This is a genomic window from Dokdonia sp. Hel_I_53, from assembly GCF_007827465.1.
GTDB lineage: Bacteria > Bacteroidota > Bacteroidia > Flavobacteriales > Flavobacteriaceae > Dokdonia.
Genome location: NZ_VISL01000001.1, coordinates 2,582,803 through 2,604,420, shown reverse-complemented (window position 1 = coordinate 2,604,420; position 21,618 = coordinate 2,582,803). Strand labels below are relative to the sequence as shown.

Genomic DNA, 21,618 nt, shown 5'->3' with positions numbered 1-21,618 from the left:
ATTATATAAAAATCAAAACGTAGTTGCAACTTGTGCATTCCTCTTAGTCGATACGCTCCTGCGTCGGATGCAAGAACTCAAGCATAAAGCGAATGAGGCATTTTTGAAAGCTCTATGTGCGGCTCACAGAACCACAAATAACTATATATTTAGGCAAAACAAAAACAGACCCACAAGTAAAGCAAATCAGCAAAATGCCGCACTCGCTTTATGCAGTGGCCTGTTGTGCTTCATTAAAGTAATACTTATGAATAAAAAAATTGGATTAAAAGATGCTATTTCTATAGGAATTGGTGGAATGGTTGGTGGAGGAATATTTGCGGTTTTAGGATTAGCAGTTTCATTGGCTAAAGGCGGAACACCTATAGCCTTTTTATTCGCAGGCATAATTGCTTTGTTAACAGCATATTCTTACGCTAAACTTTCCAAAAAATATCCACAGGATGGTGGAACTGTAAAATTTGTTAATGTTCAATTTGGTAACGGTATATTTTCAGGTAGTATCAATAACTTACTTTGGGTAAGCTATATTGTTATGCTCGCTCTCTATGCCTCAGCTTTTGGTTCATATGGTTCTGAGTTGATTTCTCTCACTGGTTCTAAAACTCTGGATGTCCACATTTATCAGTCTAGCATTCTCATTATTGCTTTACTTATAAATTACTTAAGCGTAAAGCTGGTAAGTGGAATAGAATCTGTTGCAGTAATTATTAAACTCTTAATCTTAGTAGGATTTATTGGCGTGGGCTTTTATGGACTTTCTACTAACCCTGAAAATTTAAGCCAATTATCACCCGAAAATTGGGAGAATCCTCTACTTCTACTCTCTGGTGGAATGGTGATTTTTGTGGCGTATGAGGGATTTGAGTTAATTGCTAATTCTATTTCAGACCTAAAAGACAGAGAAAAAAATACAGAGAAGGCATATTTTGGTGCCGTTGGCTTTGTAATTATTCTTTATATTTTAATAGCAATTGTTACTGTGGGAGCTTTACCTTTTGAAAAAATTGCGAGCGCTCAAGATTATGTTTTAGCGAAGGCTGCAGAACCTACTTTAGGCCAAATAGGCTTTACAATTATTACTATTACAGCTTTGATATCTACATTTTCTGCTATTAATGCTACTGTCTTAGGAAGTGGTCGTGTGAATTACGACATCGCCGAGGATGATGAATTACCTAAATATTTTACACACAAGTTTTGGAACAAGCCAATTGGTTTCCTCATAACAACGATATTATCTGTAACGCTGGTTAACGTTTTCAATTTACAAAGTATATCCACAGCTGGAAGCGCAGGTTTTTTATTGATTTTTGCTATAGTCAATTACATTGGATATAAAAAGCATAAAGAATTAACTTCAAAAAAATGGATACACATTCTAGCGAGTTTATTATGCCTATTAGCCTTTTTTACACTTCTCATTCAGCAATTTGGCAGTAATAAAGTAGGTGTGTTAATTTCTGTAGGAATTATTTTCTTTTGTTTTATGTTAGAATTAATCAATAAGAAATTAATATCCGAAAAAGAATCTAAATAACTGTAGCGATAAAACAAATTCTATACGTTACGGAAAATTCAATTATAAATAAGCCAGAAATATTCTATGTGTATTGTTTAAATAACTAAGAAGACTTGATATAAATAAAATAGATAATGGAAAACATTAAATTATACATTGATTATATAGCTGCTATTGTAGAAGGTATTGGTGTTCTAATCATATTTGTAGGAACCGTAATTGCTCTAATTAGGTTTATTATACATCAAAAAAAAGATGTCCACAATACATATGTTAATCTGAGACATTCTGTTGGAAAAGCAATACTTTTAGGTCTGGAAATTCTGATAGCTGCAGATATTATGGCAACTGTTGTTACAGAACCTACACTAAAATCTGTTTCTATCTTAGGCTTAATTGTACTTATTAGAACATTTCTAAGCTTATCATTACAAGTAGAACTGGAAGGAAAGTTTCCTTGGCAAAAAAGGAAAGAATAACTTGCAAGAAACTTATATTACAAAATACTTTAATCTCTTACTCTAAAAATGCAAGAGCTTTATAAAAATATAAAGCTCTTATTTAAAATCAACCATCCAAATTCTTAAGAATCCTTATCCTTAGGCAGCTCTCCAGACAAATATTGAGTCTCTCCAAACCCAAAGCTCCAGTCCACATCAGTATTAGTCATAACAGAAACTAGCAAATTTTTAGGAGCTAGATTACAATTCGCTTGTAATTTTTCAGACAATAATGAGTAAAATTTATTTTTGTTAATCGTTGCTCTGGGGCTTGTAAAAACTTGAATAACGATAGCTTCTTCGGTACGTTCAAAACCTAAGCCCGTATCTAGCAAAATCATTCTACCTGGTTTGTGTTCCGTAACAATCTGGTAGCGATCCTTTACTGGAACGTTAAAAGCTTCCACAGAACAATCTTGAACTGTGTCCATTATATTCTTAATTTCTTCTTCTGATCTTCCCTCTTGAAGATCTATTCTAATTAGTGGCATAAAAAAGGTGTAAATTTAATAATCAAATATTTATAAAAATAATTAAAAAAGAATCAGAATATAAATCTAATTTAGATTTCTGAAGAAAACGAAGCACAACAATGTATAACCGCAATTACGGCGGATTCGACTACATCCGAATCCACTCGGAATTGCTACCGTCGGTCACTGCCGAAATATTGGTTAATTTTAAGCCGTAACTGACGGTTATACGAAACCGTGGCAGTCTGATTGGCTAGAGGACTCGCATACTTATAAAAGTATATAATTATCTAAGGTTCTTGCACATATGCTAATAACCGCTTGGTCGTATGGCTCCGCTGAAAAATTCATAATTATCTTAAGTAATACATAAACGGCAATGTTTCTGGCTTTGTTAAAATTAGGAATACATCAAAAGTAAATTTTACAGCTTCTAGCATCATCCTCTAATTCGTACCTCTTTCGTTGGTGATGGGAATTAATCAGTAAGCCTTCCTCTCATTCATGCCTCATTCGTCGGAGGCTAGAGGCCACTGCTCAAAAATGCCTAAAAGTATACAGCAAAATTATAGCCAAATCGAAACGTAGTTGCAACTTGTGCATTCCTCTTAGTCGCTGTGCTCCTGCGTCGGATCCAAGAACTCAAGCATAAAGCGAATGAGGCATTTTTGAAAGCTTAATGTGCGGCCCACAGATTCACAAATAAGTGTATATTTAGACAAAACAAAGACAGACCCACAACTAAAGCAAATCAGCAAAATGCCGCACTCGCTTTATGCAGTGGCCTGTTGCAAGCAATACGGACAAAAAAAAACGTTCAATTAAGATTACGTTTCTTTTTGTATTTTATTTACTTTTGATTATTGAACTTCATAAGAATCTAAACGTCTTATAATACTTGGTGTAGAATTAGAAACAAATGATGAAGAATCATAAATAAGTCCTATACCACTTGCGTAATAAAAACGGTCTAAACCTGGCAGTTGCTCACCATCTGAATTTTTAGCATATCGTTCTGAATTTATGCAGTCGAACTCGCCCGCTTCAACACTAATTACGGTATTACCTTCTACAAGAATCTCATAAATATTTCCCCATTCATTTTCTTGTAATAAACGTTCTTCATTATTACTATTTGTGAATATTATAGAACCTTCTTCGTTTATTAAGCTTCCCTCAAATTCTCTCAAAAACTCGAAATGTTCACCATTAGGATTACAAAAAGTGATTCCTTCTTCATTTCCTGTTGTTAATCTTCTAAATTTATAGTAGGATTCACCTGAAAAATCTTGAATACCAACAATACTTATCGAGTCTATTACACCAGTATCATCATACATTTCTGTGCCAGCATTGTATTTGTAATTTTTGTAAACCCAAGAATTACCAATTGTTAAAGCGAAAAAATTAACATCAGGTTGATTAATTTGATTTTCAGAATTATCTGATTCAGTACAAGAAAAAGTAAATGCAATAATGGAAAAACACAACAATAAACGTTTCATAATATTTGATTTAATTAGTTAATAGTATATGTAATTGTGTATTATATTCTTTAGCTATTTGAGAAACGAAGAAAAAAAAACTTTATTATAACGAACTAAAAAAAGTACTGCTTGCAACACCGTATATAATTTATTGCTAGTTTTAGCTTACTTTCGAAAGTCCTCGCGGACTTTCTTGGTCGGTAATTATTTACTAAATTAGTTGCTTGAAACACGCAACAAACCATATATAACAACGTGGCAGTCTGATTGGCTAGAGGGCTCGCATGCTTGAAAAAGTATATAATAATCGAAGGTTTTTGTACTTGTACCTGGAATTACGAGACTTACAGGAGACCCAATAGATTATGCAAGTTTTAAGCAATTAGAAGGAAATCTTTCAGCATGTGTCGTTGGGTTAGTAGTGGTATGGGTATCTGCTGGGTTTGGAGAAGAAATTATCTTTCGCGGTTATTTTATGAGACAATTTGTGAAGTTTTTTGGCGGAACTAAAGTCAGCATTTCATTTAATATTTTCTTATTTGCATGCTTTTTCGGTTTTATGCATAGCTATCAAGGAATCACAGGGCAACTTGTAACAGGGATCGTAGGAGGACTTCTAGCTGTTATATTTTACTTACGTAAGTATGATCTGTGGTTTATTATAGCAGTACATGGCTTTTTTGATACTATTGCGCTAATCTGTATTTATTTTGGAATGGCCTAAATTTAGAGCTAACCCAAATGGGGATCTTAAGGCATATCAATTGTTCTTTATCAAAGAGCTACTTTAAAGCTTTTTTAGTTCTATTAGAGAGATCTTAAATTATTTTAATCCCTATAATAAAGTTAAACGAGAACAAATTAAATGGAAAAAGAGTAACTTTTATATTCTAAAAATAAAATCAGCAAAACTATCATCTGATGCGATTATTAATTACCATACTTTTTACCTTACTAACTACCTGCGATATGTCAAAAAATAATACAGAAGTTCAAAAAAATAATAGTTCTGAAAAAACACTTTATAGCTTCCCAGAACAGGGACAAGGAAAATGGCGCGTACAAGATGATGTAGTTATGGGTGGGCGCTCAGATAGTAACTTGAAATTAACTGATAATAAAGTTGCACATTTCTCTGGTCATGTCTCTCTAAAAAATAACGGTGGATTCTGTTCCATTCACATGACAACAGAAAATGAGCCTTATGTACTTTCTGAAACTTTAAGTGCTTTCAAATTGGTCGTTATGGGAGATGGGAAAGACTACACTTTTAGAGTACGAACTCCTAATGGACGCCATTCATATGGCTTTACCTTTAAAACAAATACAACTGGTAACTGGGAATCAATTACCATACCCTTTGATAAAATGAAAGCCAAATTTCGTGGTGAGCCTGTTGAAGTTCCTAATTACAAAGGAGAAAACATTCTTGAAATGCAATTATTAATAGGCAATAAAAAGGAAGAGAACTTTGAGATATTTATCAAATCAATTGCTGTGCAGTAAATTTTAGTTTATACGACTCTACAGAATTTTCATACCTCTTAGCGTTTTATAAAACATTACCTTGAGTCTTTAATGTAGTTTCTTTGTAAAAGGCAAACGATATTGTTTTCATTTTAATCTGTTTGTGACGTTGATATTTAAATGTGTTGCTAACTTCTATAGAGAGACTTGGAAGTATGAATATATATATTTCGCAATAACTTGACCTTGATTGCCTAATCTAAAATGTACAAGAGAATTATATTTTATTTCTATACTTCTCCGCTTTCGCGAAAGCGTATGCACAAATTCCTAATAGTTAGTTTATATACGATGAAAATATAGCATTGAAAATTAAATTATAAAACAAAAAAGCCTCGGAAAATTCCGAGGCTTTTGAATATAGGCTATGCTAGGTATTTATCGTTATTTCTTGATAAATTTTCTAGTTTGCGTCTTACCGTTTACATTAAATTGGATAAGATATAATCCTGCTTCAAGGCGACCAACATCTATACCCGTATTAGATGAACCTTCAGAAACTTTCTGACCTAGAAGATTCACTACTGTAAAAGATAAATTTTCTACATTACTCTCAATAAATAACGTGTTACCACTTACAGGGTTTGGATATACAGATACTTGTACATCTAAATATTGAACAGAACCTTCACTAGCTATTCTTGCTGTTCCACAAGCACCTAGGTTAGTCCATCCTGTAGAAGTACGCTCATATAAATTTCCTTGATAAGTTACTTGATCTCCTACAAAATAAGATTGAGTACTGTTATAAGGTGCTACGCCTGCACATTTATCTGCTGGTGTTGAAACATCAGCAATACTTATAGCATCTACAGCCATGTCGCCCTGCCATGTAGTTCCTGTAGTTCCATCAAATCTTAATTTAATAGAACTTCCTGCATAAGAAGAAAGATTAATTGTTGCCGTTTGCCAAGAGTTTCCTTGATTTCCAGACTTTGTCCATACTGTAGACCAAGTTGTACCACTATCTGTACTCAATGCTAATTTTAAGTTACCCATTGACGCTGCTCCATACATATGATAATCAAAACTTAGAGTTGCATCACTCTGGCTTGTCAAATCAAAACAAGGAGATGTCAAAATAGCTCTCTTTGTAGCATAGTTAGGCGTAGATGATTCCATAAACACATATTGAGATCCATCACTAGCACTAGATGGACCGGTACTACCTGAAGGGGTAGAACCTGAAGTTCTCGTCCAGTTAAAGTCATCACCAGAAGCTTGAGTCCATGCCCCAAACCCAGATTCAAAACTTTCATTATAAGGGAAAGATGAAATTGCTCCAGAGCACTGCGCTGGCGGATTTGTTACTCCAGTTTTTATAGTTACGGTATAGTCTTCTACCTCACCATAATCAAATGTTTCACAAGATGTAGGAATACCATTATACTTCATAGAAATACGTAACCTTTTGTCACCATTAGTTGCTCCAGATGGGACTGTAAAGGTTCCTGTAGCAGGAGAAGTAGTAGATGCAGCCTTAGAGAATATTAATTCGCCAGAATCTAAAAAGTCACCATCTTCATTATAATCTATCCAAGCAGCGTAGCCTTCACTATATGCAGTACCTGTCCATGTAGGAGTAACTGTTATTGTATAGTTAGAACCTTTATTTAAATCTGTAGATGTGCTTGTAAAGTCTGAATATAATTGAGTTCCAGAAGCATTATTAATGCTTCCCACTTGAACTCTTGAGATATATTCATCATTAACACTATTTCCTTGAGAGGCACAGTATTGTCCAGCAGTCTGACAAGGAGTACACGAAGAACCTCCACAATCTATTCCCGTCTCATCGCCATTTTGTACACCATCAGTACATGTAGGTTGTGCTACAGCACCACACTTATTAGAAGATGCAAGTGAACTTCTCACTCCACCAGCTTCAAGTACTGCTCTCATTCTGTTTTTTTGACCAAGCGTAAACAAGTTCATACATGTATCGTTTGTATAATCCATATAATTCTGAACCATATCTGTTGAGCTACATGAGACTTGACCTACTGGACAGCCACCGTTAGAAGACTGATGTGTAGGAGTATCACTTACAAAGTCATTACCACAATTACTATCTCCCCATATGTGTCTAAGGTTAAAAAAATGACCAACTTCGTGAGTTGTAGTTCTTCCTTTATCAAATGGAGCAGATAGATAAAAACCTGAACCAGCATCTGATGTTCCAAAATATTGAGGTCCCATAACTACACCGTCAGTTGCACTACTACCACCTGGAAATTGTGCATATCCTAATGTGCCGCCACCAATGTTACAGACCCACATATTGAGATACTCTGAAGTATTCCAAGGGTTGACACCTCCTTGCGATGCTCTTTTCATATCATCATTAGTTCCCCAAGAGGTTCTGGAAGAAGATTTTCTTGTGATACCGTTAGTTGCATTACCATTTGGATCTACCGTCGCTAGACAAAATTCAATTTGAGTATCGGCAGCTTGAGACCATGTATTATCTGCATCTGAGTTTTGTCTTCTAAAATCATCGTTTAAGACTTGAATTTGAGACAAGATTTGAGCATCACTAATATTCTCATTAGAATTACTGTAAATAACATGCACAACCACAGGAATACTAATCACTGTTGCTGCATTTCTGTTCTGAGAAGATTTCATTTCTAAAATCTTTTTTTCAGTAAAAGATTCGATTTCTGCCATCCTATTTAATAGGTCTGAATCTTGTGATTGTCTAAGTGCTAAATTTTCCATTGTAGCACATTCTCTATCCTGTTGCGCAAAGAGGCTACAAGCAAATAGAAAATTAAATAAAATCAGAGTAATTGTTTTTTTCATACGAAGTGTTTAAGTTTTTAATATATGATTTGTTAAATGCGGAGCGAATGTATCAAATTTTTAATAATTTATGAATGATGAGTATAATTTTATAAATTTCAAACAATGTTTCGCTCTACTATATAAATAATTCATAAATAGAAAATCTAATTTTAAAATTAAAAAGCTCATAAACAGTTTCTCCAGCAAAAAGCACTTTGACTACCTTCTATTTACATTTTATATCGTTTATAAATCATGTAGCATCGAGACTAATTGAACTAATGCAAAGTGTATTTCTTTTGTTTCATTCCTCTGAAATAACATTACAAAATATCTATAAATCATACAGTTATGGCTTCAAATTTCTGTTAGGCTATTGTGAATAATAACCAATGTATAGACCTTTTAAATTAATTCTATGTTATTATTTCGATTCGATTTTTTTAACCAAGTTTTTGATTAAGAATAAGTGCACTATTTCCCTTTTTGAATCATTCATATAACTTATATCACTCCCTCTAATCTTTTTTAATCTGCTTTCGCGAAAGCAGACTCGAATATTATTTAGAATTATTATAAATAATTTGTGTATTTAATCAAAAGAAGATACTTTTGACTTGAATTATTATTTGTAATTAGTCTAAATAAAAATAAATGAAAAAAATTATATTCTTTTTTATATTACTAAGTCCCCTTATTTGTATTGCTCAAAATGCCTCGATAAGAGGTAGTATTTACAACAATTCTCACCGCAAACTTGAAGCTGTCACAGTAATTTTAAAAAACAGCCTTGAAGGGGCTCTTACAGATCAGAACGGGACCTTTACCTTTTTTAATCTAGAAGCTGGAAATTATATAGTTTCCATTTCCCATCTTGGGTATAAATCAAAAAATATAGCAGTCACTTTAAAAACTGATCAATCATTAGTTCTAGATCCAATAACGTTATATGAAGGAAATGAAATCTTAAACGAGGTCGTTGTCAGTGGAAAACGGAGAAATAAATTTTCTAGAAAGCAAACAGCATATGTTGCTAAGTTGCCCCTCAAAGATATTGAGAACACTCAGGTTTACAGTACCATTACTACAGAACTTATAGAAAGTCAGCTTGTTACTAATTTTGATGATGCCCTTAAAAATGCAACGGGCGTGGAACAATTATGGTCCTCTACTGGGCGTAGTGGTGATGGTGCAGGGTATTATTCATTGCGTGGCTTTTCTGTACAACCTCAACTAGTAAATGGGTTGCCAGGACTAACTAATGGTACCATTAACGCTGCAAATGTAGAGCGTATTGAGGTGATTAAAGGTCCTTCTGCTACTCTATTTGGAAATGCAGTAAGCTCTTACGGAGGGCTTATAAATGTCGTAACAAAAAAACCGTATGTAGGTACAGGAGGTCAATTCTCCTACACCGCCGGGAGCTATGGTCTGAACCAACTTTTAGCTGATTACAACACCTCATTAGATGCATCAAAATCTCTTTTCTTTAGAGTAAATACCGCTTACACGACACAGCAAAGTTTCCAAGATGCAGGTTTTAGGAAGTCCTTCTTTATTGCGCCCTCCATATCTTATAAAGTAAATAATAGACTTTCTTTTTCTTTTTATGGAGAAATCACCCAGGCTGAACAAACAAATCCAACATTTTTATTCTTAAATAGAAGCGCTCCCACCGAGTCTGCTAATCTAGCGCAGCTCAACTATAATAATAAGTTATCTTTTACTAGCAATGAGTTAACATTAGAGAATCCTACACAGAATTATAGACTAGAAATGGACTATAAATTATCAGACTCATGGAAGTCACAGACTTTAGTATCCACCAGTAATTCTTCTACAAAAGGTTATTACTCATACCTCTTTGAATATGGAATACTTGGAAATGATACTTTCTCCCGTTTTATAAGCAAACAAAATGCAAACACCCAAACAGCCGACATACAACAAAATTTTATAGGTGACTTTGAGGTAGCTACACTAAGAAACAGAATTGTCGTTGGGTTAGATTATTTTTCTGCCACAGAAACTAGTCAAAATAGTGGCTACGCATTTTATGGAAATGTTACTCCAGAAGGCGGATCTAATGGTGACAATCCCTTTACACCAGATATTGTGGAAGCAGATTTGTATCCGTTATCTACAGCAGGTGTAGATAATGTTTTGGCCTCTCAAGCTGTTGGAAACATTAAATCATCTTATGGTATTTACAGTCTCTATGCTTCTAATGTATTAAATATCACAAACAAATTTTCTGCAATGTTTGGATTACGCATTGATCATTTTGATAATGAAGGTGATGTAAAATCTAGCGAGGATAATTTTGAGCAAACAGCTTTTTCACCTAAGTTGGGACTCTTATACCAGCCAATAGAAGATGAGCTTTCCTTATTTATAAATTACCAAAATGGCTTTAACAATGTAGCCCCACAATTAGTTGGAAATCCAGACGAAGGTCCTCAGCGCTTAGAAACATTTAAACCAGAGCAAGCAAACCAATTAGAAATTGGTATAAAAACAAATCTACTCACTAACCGTATAAATACAACATTAAGCTATTATGACATTAAGGTCAAAGATAGAGTTATCGTAGACCCTAGTTCTCCATTTAATAGAATTCAAGGTGGAGAAATTGAGAGTCAAGGCTTAGAGTTTGAACTCAATGCAAATCCTATTAATGGATTGAACATAAGAGCAGGTTATAGTTATAATGAAAGTAAAACTACCAAGACAGACGATCCCTTAATTCTAAATAAGCGTCCATTAGAAGCAGGACCAAAGACACTTTACAATCTTTGGGCAAATTATGCATTTCAAACAGGAACATTAGCTGGATTTGGTGCAGGTATTGGAATGAATGGCGCAAGCAAGCGTTTTGTAAAAAATTACACAACTACAGGTAATTTTACACTTCCTAGTTATACTGTTGCAAATGCAGCATTATTTTATGAAGCAGCTGCTTATCGGATTAGTTTAAAATTAAACAATGTATTTAATAAAGAATACTATAAAGGATGGTCAACTATAAATCCACAAATGCCACGTGCCGTGCTAGCAAATGTTTCTTATAAATTTTAATTAGCTGTTGTAAATGGGGAGTCTTTTTTTGAGACTCCCTTTATTATAATTTTCCTATGAGATCAAAAAAAATCATTCTTCAACTCCATAAAATTCTTGGTTTAATTACTGGCATTGTAGTATTTATTGTTGCAATTACTGGCTGCTGCTGGGTATTCAAAGAAGACATTGAAAGCCTTTATGATGGACATAAAAAAGTTAAGCCTCTAGAGAGTCCTATTATTAGTACCTCGCAAGCTAGAGCTATTGCAGAAAAAGTCTATTCAAAGAACTTAGTGCACGGCACAGTCTTCAAAAAAAAAGAGGATGCCATTGAGGTTATTTTCTACGATGCAGATCCTGAGTTTTACAGAAGCATATTTCTCAATCCGTATACTGGAGAGATTATACATATAGAAGATCATCTCTCTGGATTTTTTGCATTCGTTTTGAAGGGACATACAAGGCTTTGGTTGCCTAAAGAAATTGGAGAGCAAGTGGTAGGGATCTCTGTTTTGTTATTCATTTTAATTATTATTTCTGGATTCATTCTTTGGCTCCCCAAAAGACGTAAAAATCTCAAGAAACGGATGTTCTTTGACTGGAAGAAAACCACACGCTGGAAACGTAAAAATTTTGATCTACACTCAATTGTAGGCTTTTATGTGTGCTCACTAGCTCTCATTTTAGCATTTACAGGTACTGTGATGTCTTATGATTGGTTTCAAAAATCAATTTATAATATACTAGGTGGTGATAAAAACCCCACATTTCTCATTCCTAAAAGTGAAACTAAGAGTGAAGATGCTGTATTTTCAAGGGTTATTTTACCAATTGACAACCTCCTGGCAAAGCTTAAAAACGAAAATCCAAATGCAGAGAGTTTTGAAATACACTATCCCTATAGTGATTCAGATGCGATTTATGTCGAGGTCAATAATAGTGAAGGATTATATTATGATTCAGATTTCTTATTTTTTGATCAATACACGTTAACACCTATTGTATCAGAAACTATTTATGGCAAATACAGAGAAGCAAAAATAGCTGACAAAATTTTACGCATGAATTATGATATTCATATAGGAGCTATTGGTGGAGTTTTAGGAAAATGTATAGCTTTTCTGGTGAGTCTTCTAATAGCTAGCCTACCTGTTACAGGTTTATTATTATGGTACGGGCGGAAATTTAAGAGAAAAAAAAATAATTAAAATCACCTATAAAAGCTTGGGTACAAATTATCTATTAACGCTTCATACAACTTCTTTGATACACCTGAATTTTTTGTAAAATGATGAGACTGGTAAGGAATATTGTAAACCTCTTCTATACTTCTCTGCATTTTACACTTTCGCGAAAGCAAAAAAATCCTCATCAACATATTGATGAGGATCTTTTGATGTGTGATTTGAAATTATTCTACCTCTGGAGATTCGATTACAAAATGACGTGAGTCAACTTGGTTCGTTTCTAAAGATTTCTTAAGATTTTCTGCCATCTTGATAAACTGACGACCATCAGACTTACTGTAATCATTATCAATTATTTTTTGTCCGTATTCGGCTGTTTTTTCGACATTATCTAAGTAGTAATACATAGTAGCAATATTATATAAACTTGCAAAACGTACTTTACGCATTTTCTTTTTCTTACCCTCAAAACGTGGGATTACTGCCTCAAAATAATCCATGATTGGCTTAAGTGCTGCAGCAACCTCTTCTGTAGATCCTTCTGGAGTCATAAGATCAAATGCTGCTTTAGCCTCCTCGTAAGCTTTGTGATGTGCATCACGTTCTGGATGTTTTTTAGAGCGTAAAATCCATAAGTAAGAATAATTTTTATCTTGAGGTCTGTATGCATATTTTGATGCTAAAACAGATTTTACTGATCCTTCTAAAGATTTACGTTGGCTATTACGATATTTACTAAGTAAACTACCTTTATTAGTATTATAAAATGAAGAAGCTTCTCTACTTGAATTGTACTCGCTACTTTCAAAATCGAATGACTCTGAGAAGTTACGATCGTAATTGACTCCTCCATTATTGTTTGTGACATACAAGGTGCTATTTGTTGTATATGTCGCTTTGGCTTTATATCTATAGTATGTAGAAATTACATTCCCATCTTTGTCCTTCTTTTCATATTTTTTCTTTTCGACATCTACATTATCAACCATAGTTCCATCTACTGTATATTCTATATCAAGTGTAGGATTGGAATCTGTCTTAGTAAATCCATTAATTCGTAAACCTGGAATAGTTGTTTTAAATGTTCTTTTATCAAATTCTAAAACAGGTGAGCTTGGTAGCTTAATATATGAAACATTAATAGTCTCTTTATCAATGTTTGCGCTTTGACCAAAAGCAACAGAAGCTATTAGTATAAAAACAGGTAATAATAATCTCATAATTAATAAAATTTCTTAGTTATAATTTGTGAAATAAAAATTAAAGAGCCAAAAATATGTTTTTAAAAAACACCCACCTAAAAAGAATTAACTTTATTTTAAGAATTCAAAGTGTGTAGATTTAGAGGGGACACAGATATAACTCAAAGCAACTAGAAGGTTCTAAATTATACCATACATCTATATTTTATTAGGCCTATTTTTAATAAATACATATATTGTGCTTTCTTATATTATTGACTGCTAATGAATTATTTACTTAATAAATTCTTCCCTAAGTCTGAAAAAGAAAACCAAAAATCAAGTTTTGGAAATTCTGATACATATACAAGCGAACTAGAAAATCGGTATTTTCAAAAAAGCGCGCCTGAAGTACTCAAAGATCTTTTCAAATCTTTTAAAGATAACACTGACCACTTCCAAAGAAATGAAATTCATTCACTTTTTGAACTCGCAAAAAACTATCTTAAGATTGAAAATCACTTAGTGAATAATGAAGGTAATTTAAGTACTCAAAAAGACTTAAGAAAAGATCTCAAAACCAATTATCCAGAAATTGCAAATACGCTTCCCTTTAGTGTTTTATTTAAGCAAAACAAGAGTCTTGAAGTTGAGTTAAATCTATTATTAGTATATTTTCTTTACACAAATGCAACCATGTACTTTGCTAATATACATCTATTAGCTCCTGACTCAAGATTAAGAAGCCAAATTAATTTTGAAATCTTAGAAACCGACTTTTCGCACTATGCTCATGTTCAAAAAATTATTAAAGCATACTTCGTTGAGTTAGAAACTCAAATATTAAATGTAGTCAACCAAGAATATGATCAACTATTAATAAAAAACTGGATTGAAAGATTTACAACGATTTATGACCCTTTAGATGAAAAATATTATATAAATCCTGACAAAGATTTCGTTAACCCTACAACACATACTAATGATAGTAATGAAATTGTTGCTTATAAAAATATACTCTTAGACACTACGCCTACTTATAAAGTAGAAACAAATGATTATAACGACCACCATGCAGTTCTTGAAAACCTTGTTGACAAAGCAATTGTTTTTGATAGAAATGGAACCATTTTATATAGCAACGAAAGTGCTAGATCTGTCTTTAAAATAGAAAACAGCAAAGAAAATGCATCTAATATTTTTGATCTGTTATCCGAAGGTCTTGTAAAAAAACTTAAAGAGGATATAGCTCCCAATAGCTATATGATAGAGAAAAATCTTCTTGGAAAACGCTTAGAATCTCCTATACAACTCGCAGATGGTAGCACCACTTTTTTTGACATAAGTACTTCAAATAATTATACAGAAGTAGATACTTATTGTATGTTACTTAAGAATGTTTCAAAGAAAAAAAATACAATTGCTACCATTAATAAGGAAATGGAAACTGCCCAAAGAGCTGCGAAAGCAAAGTCTACATTCTTATCAAATATGAGTCACGAGATCAGAACGCCTCTTAATGTGATTTTAGGATTGTCAGAGATTATTAAAAGGAATGAAACTAAAGATGCTGCTCTACTCAAAAAAAACATAGATGGCATCGATTTTTCTGCAAAAAATTTGCTCTCTATCGTAAATGATATCCTTGACTTCTCTAAAATTGAAGCTGGCAAGTTATCTATTCAATCTTACGATTATAACATCAGAAAAGTAATCACATCACTTGCTGATGGGTTTCTGACTAAGGCAAATGAAAAAGGGCTAGAATTAAATACAAATATAGCAGAAGACATACCTAATATTGTTACTGGTGATCAATATAGACTCAATCAGATACTTACAAATCTCGTAGGAAATGCAATAAAATTCACAAATACTGGTCAAGTAGAAATTATAGTAACTCAACAGGATGCTACCGATGATAAGGTAGAAGTCTCTTTTGAAATAAAAGATTCTGGAATTGGCATCCCACAAGATCAACTACAGAATATATTTGAAAGCTTTTATCAAGTACAAGAAGAAACTAATTCTAAGGTAAAAGGTACAGGTCTAGGTTTGGCTATAACTAAAGAACTTATTGCCCTACAAGAAGGAGAATTAATGGCTACTAGCAAAGTAGGAAAAGGTTCTAGTTTCTACTTCACGCTACCACTTATCAAAAGTAAACTAGAAAACATACAAGCTTTTAATGGTCGTAATAATCAAAATGAAAATCAATTAAAAGGCCTTAAGGTACTTGTAGCCGAAGACAATACAATGAATCAATTTTACATCAAACAGTTGCTTAATAACTTAGATATTGAGGTTGATATTGCTACAAACGGAAAAGAAGCTATTGATATATACACATCTAAAGATGGCGATTATTATAATCTCATTTTAATGGATATGCATATGCCGATAATGGGAGGTGTAGATGCTATAAAGGAAATCAGAGATTCTAGAAAATATTCTCTCAAAAAAGTTCCTATCGTCATATGCTCTGCAGATGTGTTTCCTGAATCTAGAAAAGAAGCTATCAAAGCGGGCATTGATTTTTATTTAACCAAGCCTGTTGATGAAGAGGCGATAAAAGAGGTATTGTTTTGGCTTGTTTCTGATGAAGATCCTAATTTAGAAATAGTAGCCTCTCAAAAAAACCAATCAGACAGAAATTATATTGCGATCGATCAACTTAGGGAAACTTTTGACAATGATGATGCTTTTATAATGTCACTTTTAGAAGTTTTTATAGAAGACACACCAGAGGATTATAAAAGCTTATGCGCTTGTATGGATAGAGAATTCTATCCTAGGGCAAGCCTAATCGCTCATAAAATGAAGTCTAGCTTTATGAACTTAGGTATGACCCAACAAGGTCATTTACTGCAACACATAGAAAAAAATGTTATCTCACAAAGTACTTTAGCAATAGCTCAAAGATATTTTGAGCAGTTTAAAAGCGTATATATAAAGACACTCTTAGATGTGAATATAGTTTTGATCGAACTTAAACGTAGTTAGTGAATTATATTTTTATAAAATACAAAAGCCGTTTAAGAAAACTTAAACGGCCTTTAGTATTTCAAAAAGAATATTGTAAAATAAATTTATTATTCTTTTACTTCGTTCTTAAACTTATTGAATTCCCCAAGCTTTTTTGCCTTAGGCCAGCTATTGTTATCGGTATCAATATCTGCTGTTTCGAGATCTGGATCAACTGTTACTTTAACAATCTCTTTATCTGTAGCAATTGCTTTACTTACCTCAGTATCATTTTTTCTCCATACTTGTGCAGGATATGTGATTTTTTCTTTAGTACCATCTGCGTACTCATATTCTACAATAATAGGCATTGGAATCCCACCTGGTTTTTCAAATACAATTTTATACAAATGTTTAGGAGACTTGATTTTTGCACGTTCTGCAGGTGTAAAATTATCCATTAAATATTCTTGAAGCGTTTTTGAGGCAGCCAGCATATCTTGACTTTTCATCTCTTCTTTAAACTCAGGACTATCTTCATCAATGACATAAACGGCATCAATAGAACTAGGATCAGTAATCCCATATCGCAATAACATTTCTTTTCCAGCTTCTGTGGCTGTATCTGTTACATAATATGATTTCACTTCTTTAACCCCTATGTCTACATAATCAGTACTATAAAACCATCCTCTCCAATACCAATCTAAATCTACAGCAGAAGCATCCTCCATAGTGCGGAAAAAATCATCTGGGGTAGGATGCTTAAACATCCATCTTTGTGCATAGGTTTTAAAAGCATGGTCAAATAGCTCATGCCCCATAACCGTCTCTCTTAAAATATTTAGAGCAGTGGCTGGTTTTCCGTACGCATTGTTCCCTAGTTGATATGCATTTTCTGGATTAGACATAATAGGGGCAATAAAATTTTGATCTCCTTTCATGTAATTTACAATTTTAGATGGAGCTCCACGTCTTGAAGGATAGGTATCATTATCTCCTATTGCTTCTGGAAAATTTTGACCAAATTCTTGCTCGGTAAGGTATTGCATAAACGTATCTAATCCTTCATCCATCCATCCCCATTGGCGTTCATCACTATTTACAATCATAGGGAAATAGTTATGCCCTACTTCATGAATAATTACTGAGATCATTCCGTACTTAGTACGGTCACTATAAGTACCATCTTCGTTAGGACGTCCGTAGTTCCAGCAAATCATTGGGTATTCCATTCCTTGACCTTTTGCATGGACAGAAATGGCTTTAGGATAAGGATAGTTAAATGTATATTTAGAATACGTATCAAGTGTTTGAACAATTGCCTTAGTAGAGTACTCTTCCCAAAGAGGATTACCCTCTGGAGGATAAATAGAAATTGCCATCACATCACGTTCTGGAAATTTTACTGCTTGTGCATCCATAATATACCTTCTTGAACTTGTCCAGGCGAAGTCACGTACATTTTCTGCTTTGAGTTTCCAAGTTTTTGTAGATTTCACTCGGCCAGAAGCTATTTTTTCAGCTTCTTTTTGCGTACGTATAATAACTGGTTTTTCGTAAGAATTTTTTGCCTGTTCCCAACGCTTCATTTCTGTCTTACTGTAGACATCTTTTAGGTTAGTAATCTCTCCCGTTCCGTCTAGAAGGTGGTCTGCTGGAACAGTTATATCTACTTCATAATTCCCGAAAGGAAGTGCAAATTCTCCATTACCCCAAAACTGATAATTTTGCCATCCTTCTACATCATTATACACAGCCATTCTTGGAAAGAATTGTGCAATAATATATCCTTTATTTCCGTCTTTGTATGTTTCAAAACCAGAACGAGCACGATCTACAGTATGCTCTGGGATATTATAATTCCATTTTATTGAAAAGGTGTAAGATGCCCCAGCCTTCAAAGGTGCTGGCATATCTATACGCATCATTGTCCAGTTAATTGTGTGCTTGAGTGGTTTACCATTTGCAGTAACCGCTTGGATTTTAAAACCACCGTCAAAAGGCTCCCCTTTCATATAACTTCCCACAAAAGAACCGGGTTGAGATACCGCTCCTACTCCTCCTCCATTTTTTTCGGCAGCAGGTGAATTTTTCTCACGTACATTTTGATCGAGTTGCACCCAAAGGTATTCTAGATCGTCTGGAGAATTATTTTTATAAGTTATTGTCTCGTATCCTTGAAGAACTTGTGTATTATCATTAAGCTCGATGCTCATTTTGTAATCGGCATGGTTTTGATAATAAGCATGACCAGGAGCACCAGAAGCTGTACGGTATTCATTAGGTGTAGACATCTCGTTATAAAGTTGTCTAAACCTGTTAGTATTTTCATGTCCCATAGGACGTTTTTCCTCTGCTTGCTGCTCTTCTTGAGCAAATGTAGGCGCCCCTATAAGTAAGAAAGCTGCAAGTAGCGTGTACGTGTAACGAATCATAAGTGTATGTTGAGTTTATTTTAGCTTCTAAAAGTAGCCAAAAGCCCTTCTCTTTAAGGCTTAATTATTAAAATTTTAACAAGCCCTTAGGCTTTTCGCGAGTAAAAAGAAAACTTTTTTTCTTCCCGTAAACTTCTGTGTGAACCATGTTTTTTTGGTCAGGAAATAAATCTGTGAGAAGTGTATTGTAAATTTGCAAACCACTTACAGACTTTATATTAGGTACTTCTAAGTAACATACTACATAATCATCTTCATACTTTTTACCTATATACACAGCTTCTTCTTTCTCCCCATTGATTGTAATTACGATTTTTTGAGATAAATATTTTTTGAGATAACGATCAAGATTATCTTGATCATAAGTAGCATCTACAATTAGTGTCTTATCATATCTTTCCTGTAGCACATCTTCTAAATCATCATAAAAAAGTCTTGTAATCATTTGTACTGATTGTGACTCTTCATTATATACGACATCTGTCACACTTAAATAGTATTTATGTATGGATGCAGCTACTAAAAGAGGAGTGATTAATACTAAAATAAATAGTCTTTTCATATATCAACTTAATAAATGGATAATTATTAGGCCTTACACGCTTTCGCGAAAGCGTAAATGTACTACTTCCACACAATTCAAAAAACATACCATTACTCTCTCTTATTGATTGCTTTATAGGTAATCGCCTTTTCTTTCATAAATTCTAAAAGACCCAACACATCATCATTATCTACCAAAGATTTTGCTTTGGGGTCTTCAAAAACATAATATACAAAGTCTGCTATGTACTCTTTTGAAATAGCAAGCTCTTTCATATAAATACTATCTGAAAAGGTATAACGGCTTTCCTCAACTAATTTTTGAAAGCGAGACACTTCTATATGCTTTTTTAGCATTTTTAATCGTCCTGTAATTGAATTTATAAGACCATCTAACGGAACACCACCTCCACTACTTATGGCCGTATAATAGCGCCTTTCCTCCACAGTACGCTCTGGAGCTGTGTTTTCTGGAATACCTAGTTCTCTTGCGGTTATTGTAGGTTTGTATGGCGTATTTTGTACGTCTTTTTTCATGTCTCCTGTAAGGTCTACATTGCTTAAAGTGACTTGGTCAAGTTCAGTTACTCTAGGGATGAGGTATAGTGTAATGCGCCCCCTAATAAAAATAGTTTCATTTACTACAAATTGTCGAGATTCATATTGTACAGCACTTATATTAATGGTGTCATTGAGTTGTACCTCGATACGAAAAGAACCATTATTTGCAGTGGTCGTCCCACGTTTTAAAGTACGGTTAACGATGGTGAGGTTAGATTTATCTATCGTATCATTAAGTACTTGACCTTCTAAGACAATTGTATCTTGAGCTTGTAAAAATAAACTACTTAGTAAAAGCATTAGAAGTAAAAGATAGCTGTGCTTCATGGGCTAATTAATTATACTATAAAACCTCAAGAATTATAGTTTTTTAATAAAAGACTCTTTCGATTTTGTAAGCTCTGAGAGATCAAAATTATTACAAATGATTATTGATATAAATTACTCACATATAAGTAGATTCATAATCTATTTAATAGTTTAATGCTTCATTGCTACTTTGTGCTTTAATTAGGTAGTGCTTTTAGTATTTTTGAAATAAAAAATGTCAAAAAATATTATTGTAGCTAGCACTTCTACTATTTTCGGTAGTGATTATTTGAGCTATTTGCTACCTGAGTTAGAAACGCTCTTTAAAGATATAGAAGAAATTCTTTTTATCCCCTATGCACGGCCTGGAGGAATTTCACATGACGAGTATACAGCCGTTGCACGTAAAGCCTTTCAAATAATTAATAAAAAGGTAATAAGCATACATACTTTTGATAATGCAAAGGAAGCCTTAGCGCAAGCAAAAGGAATCTTTACTGGCGGCGGCAATACATTTGTATTAGTAAATACGTTATATCAAGAAGATATAATGCAAGTATTACGTACAAAAATTCTCAATGGAACACCTTATTTAGGCACAAGTGCTGGTAGTAACATTTGTGGGTTGACCATGCAAAACACAAACGACATGCCTATCGTGTATCCGCCTAGTTTTAAGACCACAGGAGTGATCCCTTTTAACATAAACGCCCACTATCTTGATCCTACAGAAGGCTCGACACATATGGGGGAAACTAGAGAAACTCGTATCAAAGAGTATCACACGTATAATACTGTACCTGTATTGGGATTGAGAGAAGGTAGCTGGCTCAAAGTAAAAGGTGATGAAATAGTGTTGCAAGGTTCTAAGAGTGCCCGTGTGTTTAAAATAGGCGTAACGCCATATGAGGTAAGCACAGGAACTGAAATACTACTTAGATAAGTACGCTTTCGCGAAAGCATAAAAAAACCCCACATACTGTGAGGTTATTGAGCGGGAGACCAGGTTCGAACTGGCGACATTCAGCTTGGAAGGCTGACGCTCTACCAACTGAGCTACTCCCGCAATTACAAATAGA

At 33.8% G+C, this 21,618-nt stretch carries 15 protein-coding genes and 1 tRNA gene; 8 read left to right on the top strand and 8 right to left on the bottom strand.

Going from position 1 to position 21,618, the window contains the following annotated elements; all coding sequences use genetic code 11:
• Positions 1-247: 247 nt before the first annotated feature.
• Positions 248-1,540 (top strand): APC family permease, encoded by a 1,293-nt coding sequence (locus OD90_RS11645; RefSeq protein WP_144669337.1) that lies wholly within the window; start codon positions 248-250, stop codon positions 1,538-1,540.
• Positions 1,541-1,656: 116 nt separating this feature from the next.
• On the top strand, positions 1,657-2,001 hold the full coding sequence (locus tag OD90_RS11640) for a DUF1622 domain-containing protein (RefSeq protein ID WP_144669336.1): 345 nt from the start codon (positions 1,657-1,659) through the stop codon (positions 1,999-2,001).
• 104 nt (positions 2,002-2,105) lie between these two features.
• Here OD90_RS11640 and OD90_RS11635 read toward each other — a convergent pair whose 3' ends face one another.
• Both OD90_RS11635 and OD90_RS11630 read right to left on the bottom strand, forming a co-directional pair.
• Positions 2,106-2,513: a tautomerase family protein gene (locus OD90_RS11635; RefSeq protein WP_144669335.1), complete on the bottom strand. Its 408-nt coding sequence runs from the start codon at positions 2,511-2,513 to the stop codon at positions 2,106-2,108.
• An 842-nt stretch (positions 2,514-3,355) separates the two neighbouring features.
• On the bottom strand, positions 3,356-4,000 hold the full coding sequence (locus tag OD90_RS11630; RefSeq protein ID WP_144669334.1) for a hypothetical protein: 645 nt from the start codon (positions 3,998-4,000) through the stop codon (positions 3,356-3,358).
• 316 nt (positions 4,001-4,316) lie between these two features.
• Between OD90_RS11630 and OD90_RS11625 the strand changes: the two genes are divergently transcribed.
• Together OD90_RS11625 and OD90_RS11620 are read left to right on the top strand one after the other, a co-directional pair.
• Complete coding sequence (locus tag OD90_RS11625) at positions 4,317-4,706, top strand: CPBP family intramembrane glutamic endopeptidase (RefSeq protein WP_315897484.1); 390 nt, start codon at positions 4,317-4,319, stop codon at positions 4,704-4,706.
• Positions 4,707-4,951: 245 nt separating this feature from the next.
• Positions 4,952-5,488: a CIA30 family protein gene (locus OD90_RS11620; RefSeq protein WP_186434757.1), complete on the top strand. Its 537-nt coding sequence runs from the start codon at positions 4,952-4,954 to the stop codon at positions 5,486-5,488.
• 405 nt (positions 5,489-5,893) lie between these two features.
• On the opposite strand, the gene OD90_RS11615 is transcribed toward OD90_RS11620, so the two are convergent.
• A complete protein-coding gene (locus OD90_RS11615; RefSeq protein ID WP_144669332.1) occupies positions 5,894-8,314 on the bottom strand; it encodes a GEVED domain-containing protein in 2,421 nt (806 codons plus the stop codon).
• 636 nt (positions 8,315-8,950) lie between these two features.
• On the opposite strand from OD90_RS11615, the gene OD90_RS11610 reads away from it, so the two are divergent.
• On the top strand, positions 8,951-11,374 hold the full coding sequence (locus OD90_RS11610; protein WP_144669331.1) for a TonB-dependent receptor: 2,424 nt from the start codon (positions 8,951-8,953) through the stop codon (positions 11,372-11,374).
• Positions 11,375-11,430: 56 nt separating this feature from the next.
• Positions 11,431-12,564 (top strand): PepSY-associated TM helix domain-containing protein, encoded by a 1,134-nt coding sequence (locus OD90_RS11605; RefSeq protein ID WP_144669330.1) that lies wholly within the window; start codon positions 11,431-11,433, stop codon positions 12,562-12,564.
• A 203-nt stretch (positions 12,565-12,767) separates the two neighbouring features.
• Here the strand turns inward: OD90_RS11605 and OD90_RS11600 are convergent, their stop codons facing one another.
• A complete protein-coding gene (locus OD90_RS11600) occupies positions 12,768-13,763 on the bottom strand; it encodes a hypothetical protein (RefSeq protein WP_144669329.1) in 996 nt (331 codons plus the stop codon).
• A 246-nt stretch (positions 13,764-14,009) separates the two neighbouring features.
• Between OD90_RS11600 and OD90_RS11595 the strand changes: the two genes are divergently transcribed.
• Positions 14,010-16,727: an ATP-binding protein gene (locus OD90_RS11595; RefSeq protein WP_144669328.1), complete on the top strand. Its 2,718-nt coding sequence runs from the start codon at positions 14,010-14,012 to the stop codon at positions 16,725-16,727.
• Positions 16,728-16,816: 89 nt separating this feature from the next.
• On the opposite strand, the gene OD90_RS11590 is transcribed toward OD90_RS11595, so the two are convergent.
• From OD90_RS11590 to OD90_RS11580, 3 genes are all read right to left on the bottom strand, one after another.
• A complete protein-coding gene (locus OD90_RS11590; RefSeq protein ID WP_144669327.1) occupies positions 16,817-19,126 on the bottom strand; it encodes a M1 family metallopeptidase in 2,310 nt (769 codons plus the stop codon).
• A gap of 67 nt (positions 19,127-19,193) precedes the next feature.
• On the bottom strand, positions 19,194-19,688 hold the full coding sequence (locus tag OD90_RS11585) for a DUF6702 family protein (protein ID WP_144669326.1): 495 nt from the start codon (positions 19,686-19,688) through the stop codon (positions 19,194-19,196).
• Positions 19,689-19,780: 92 nt separating this feature from the next.
• Positions 19,781-20,557, bottom strand: a complete 777-nt coding sequence (locus tag OD90_RS11580) for a hypothetical protein (protein ID WP_144669325.1) — start codon at positions 20,555-20,557, stop codon at positions 19,781-19,783.
• A 217-nt stretch (positions 20,558-20,774) separates the two neighbouring features.
• Between OD90_RS11580 and pepE the strand changes: the two genes are divergently transcribed.
• Positions 20,775-21,482, top strand: coding sequence for a dipeptidase PepE (gene pepE, locus OD90_RS11575; RefSeq protein WP_144669324.1), 708 nt, complete (start codon positions 20,775-20,777; stop codon positions 21,480-21,482).
• Between the two features lie 50 nt (positions 21,483-21,532).
• Here the strand turns inward: pepE and OD90_RS11570 are convergent.
• Positions 21,533-21,605: transfer RNA gene (locus OD90_RS11570), tRNA-Gly, on the bottom strand.
• Positions 21,606-21,618 lie beyond the last annotated feature (13 nt).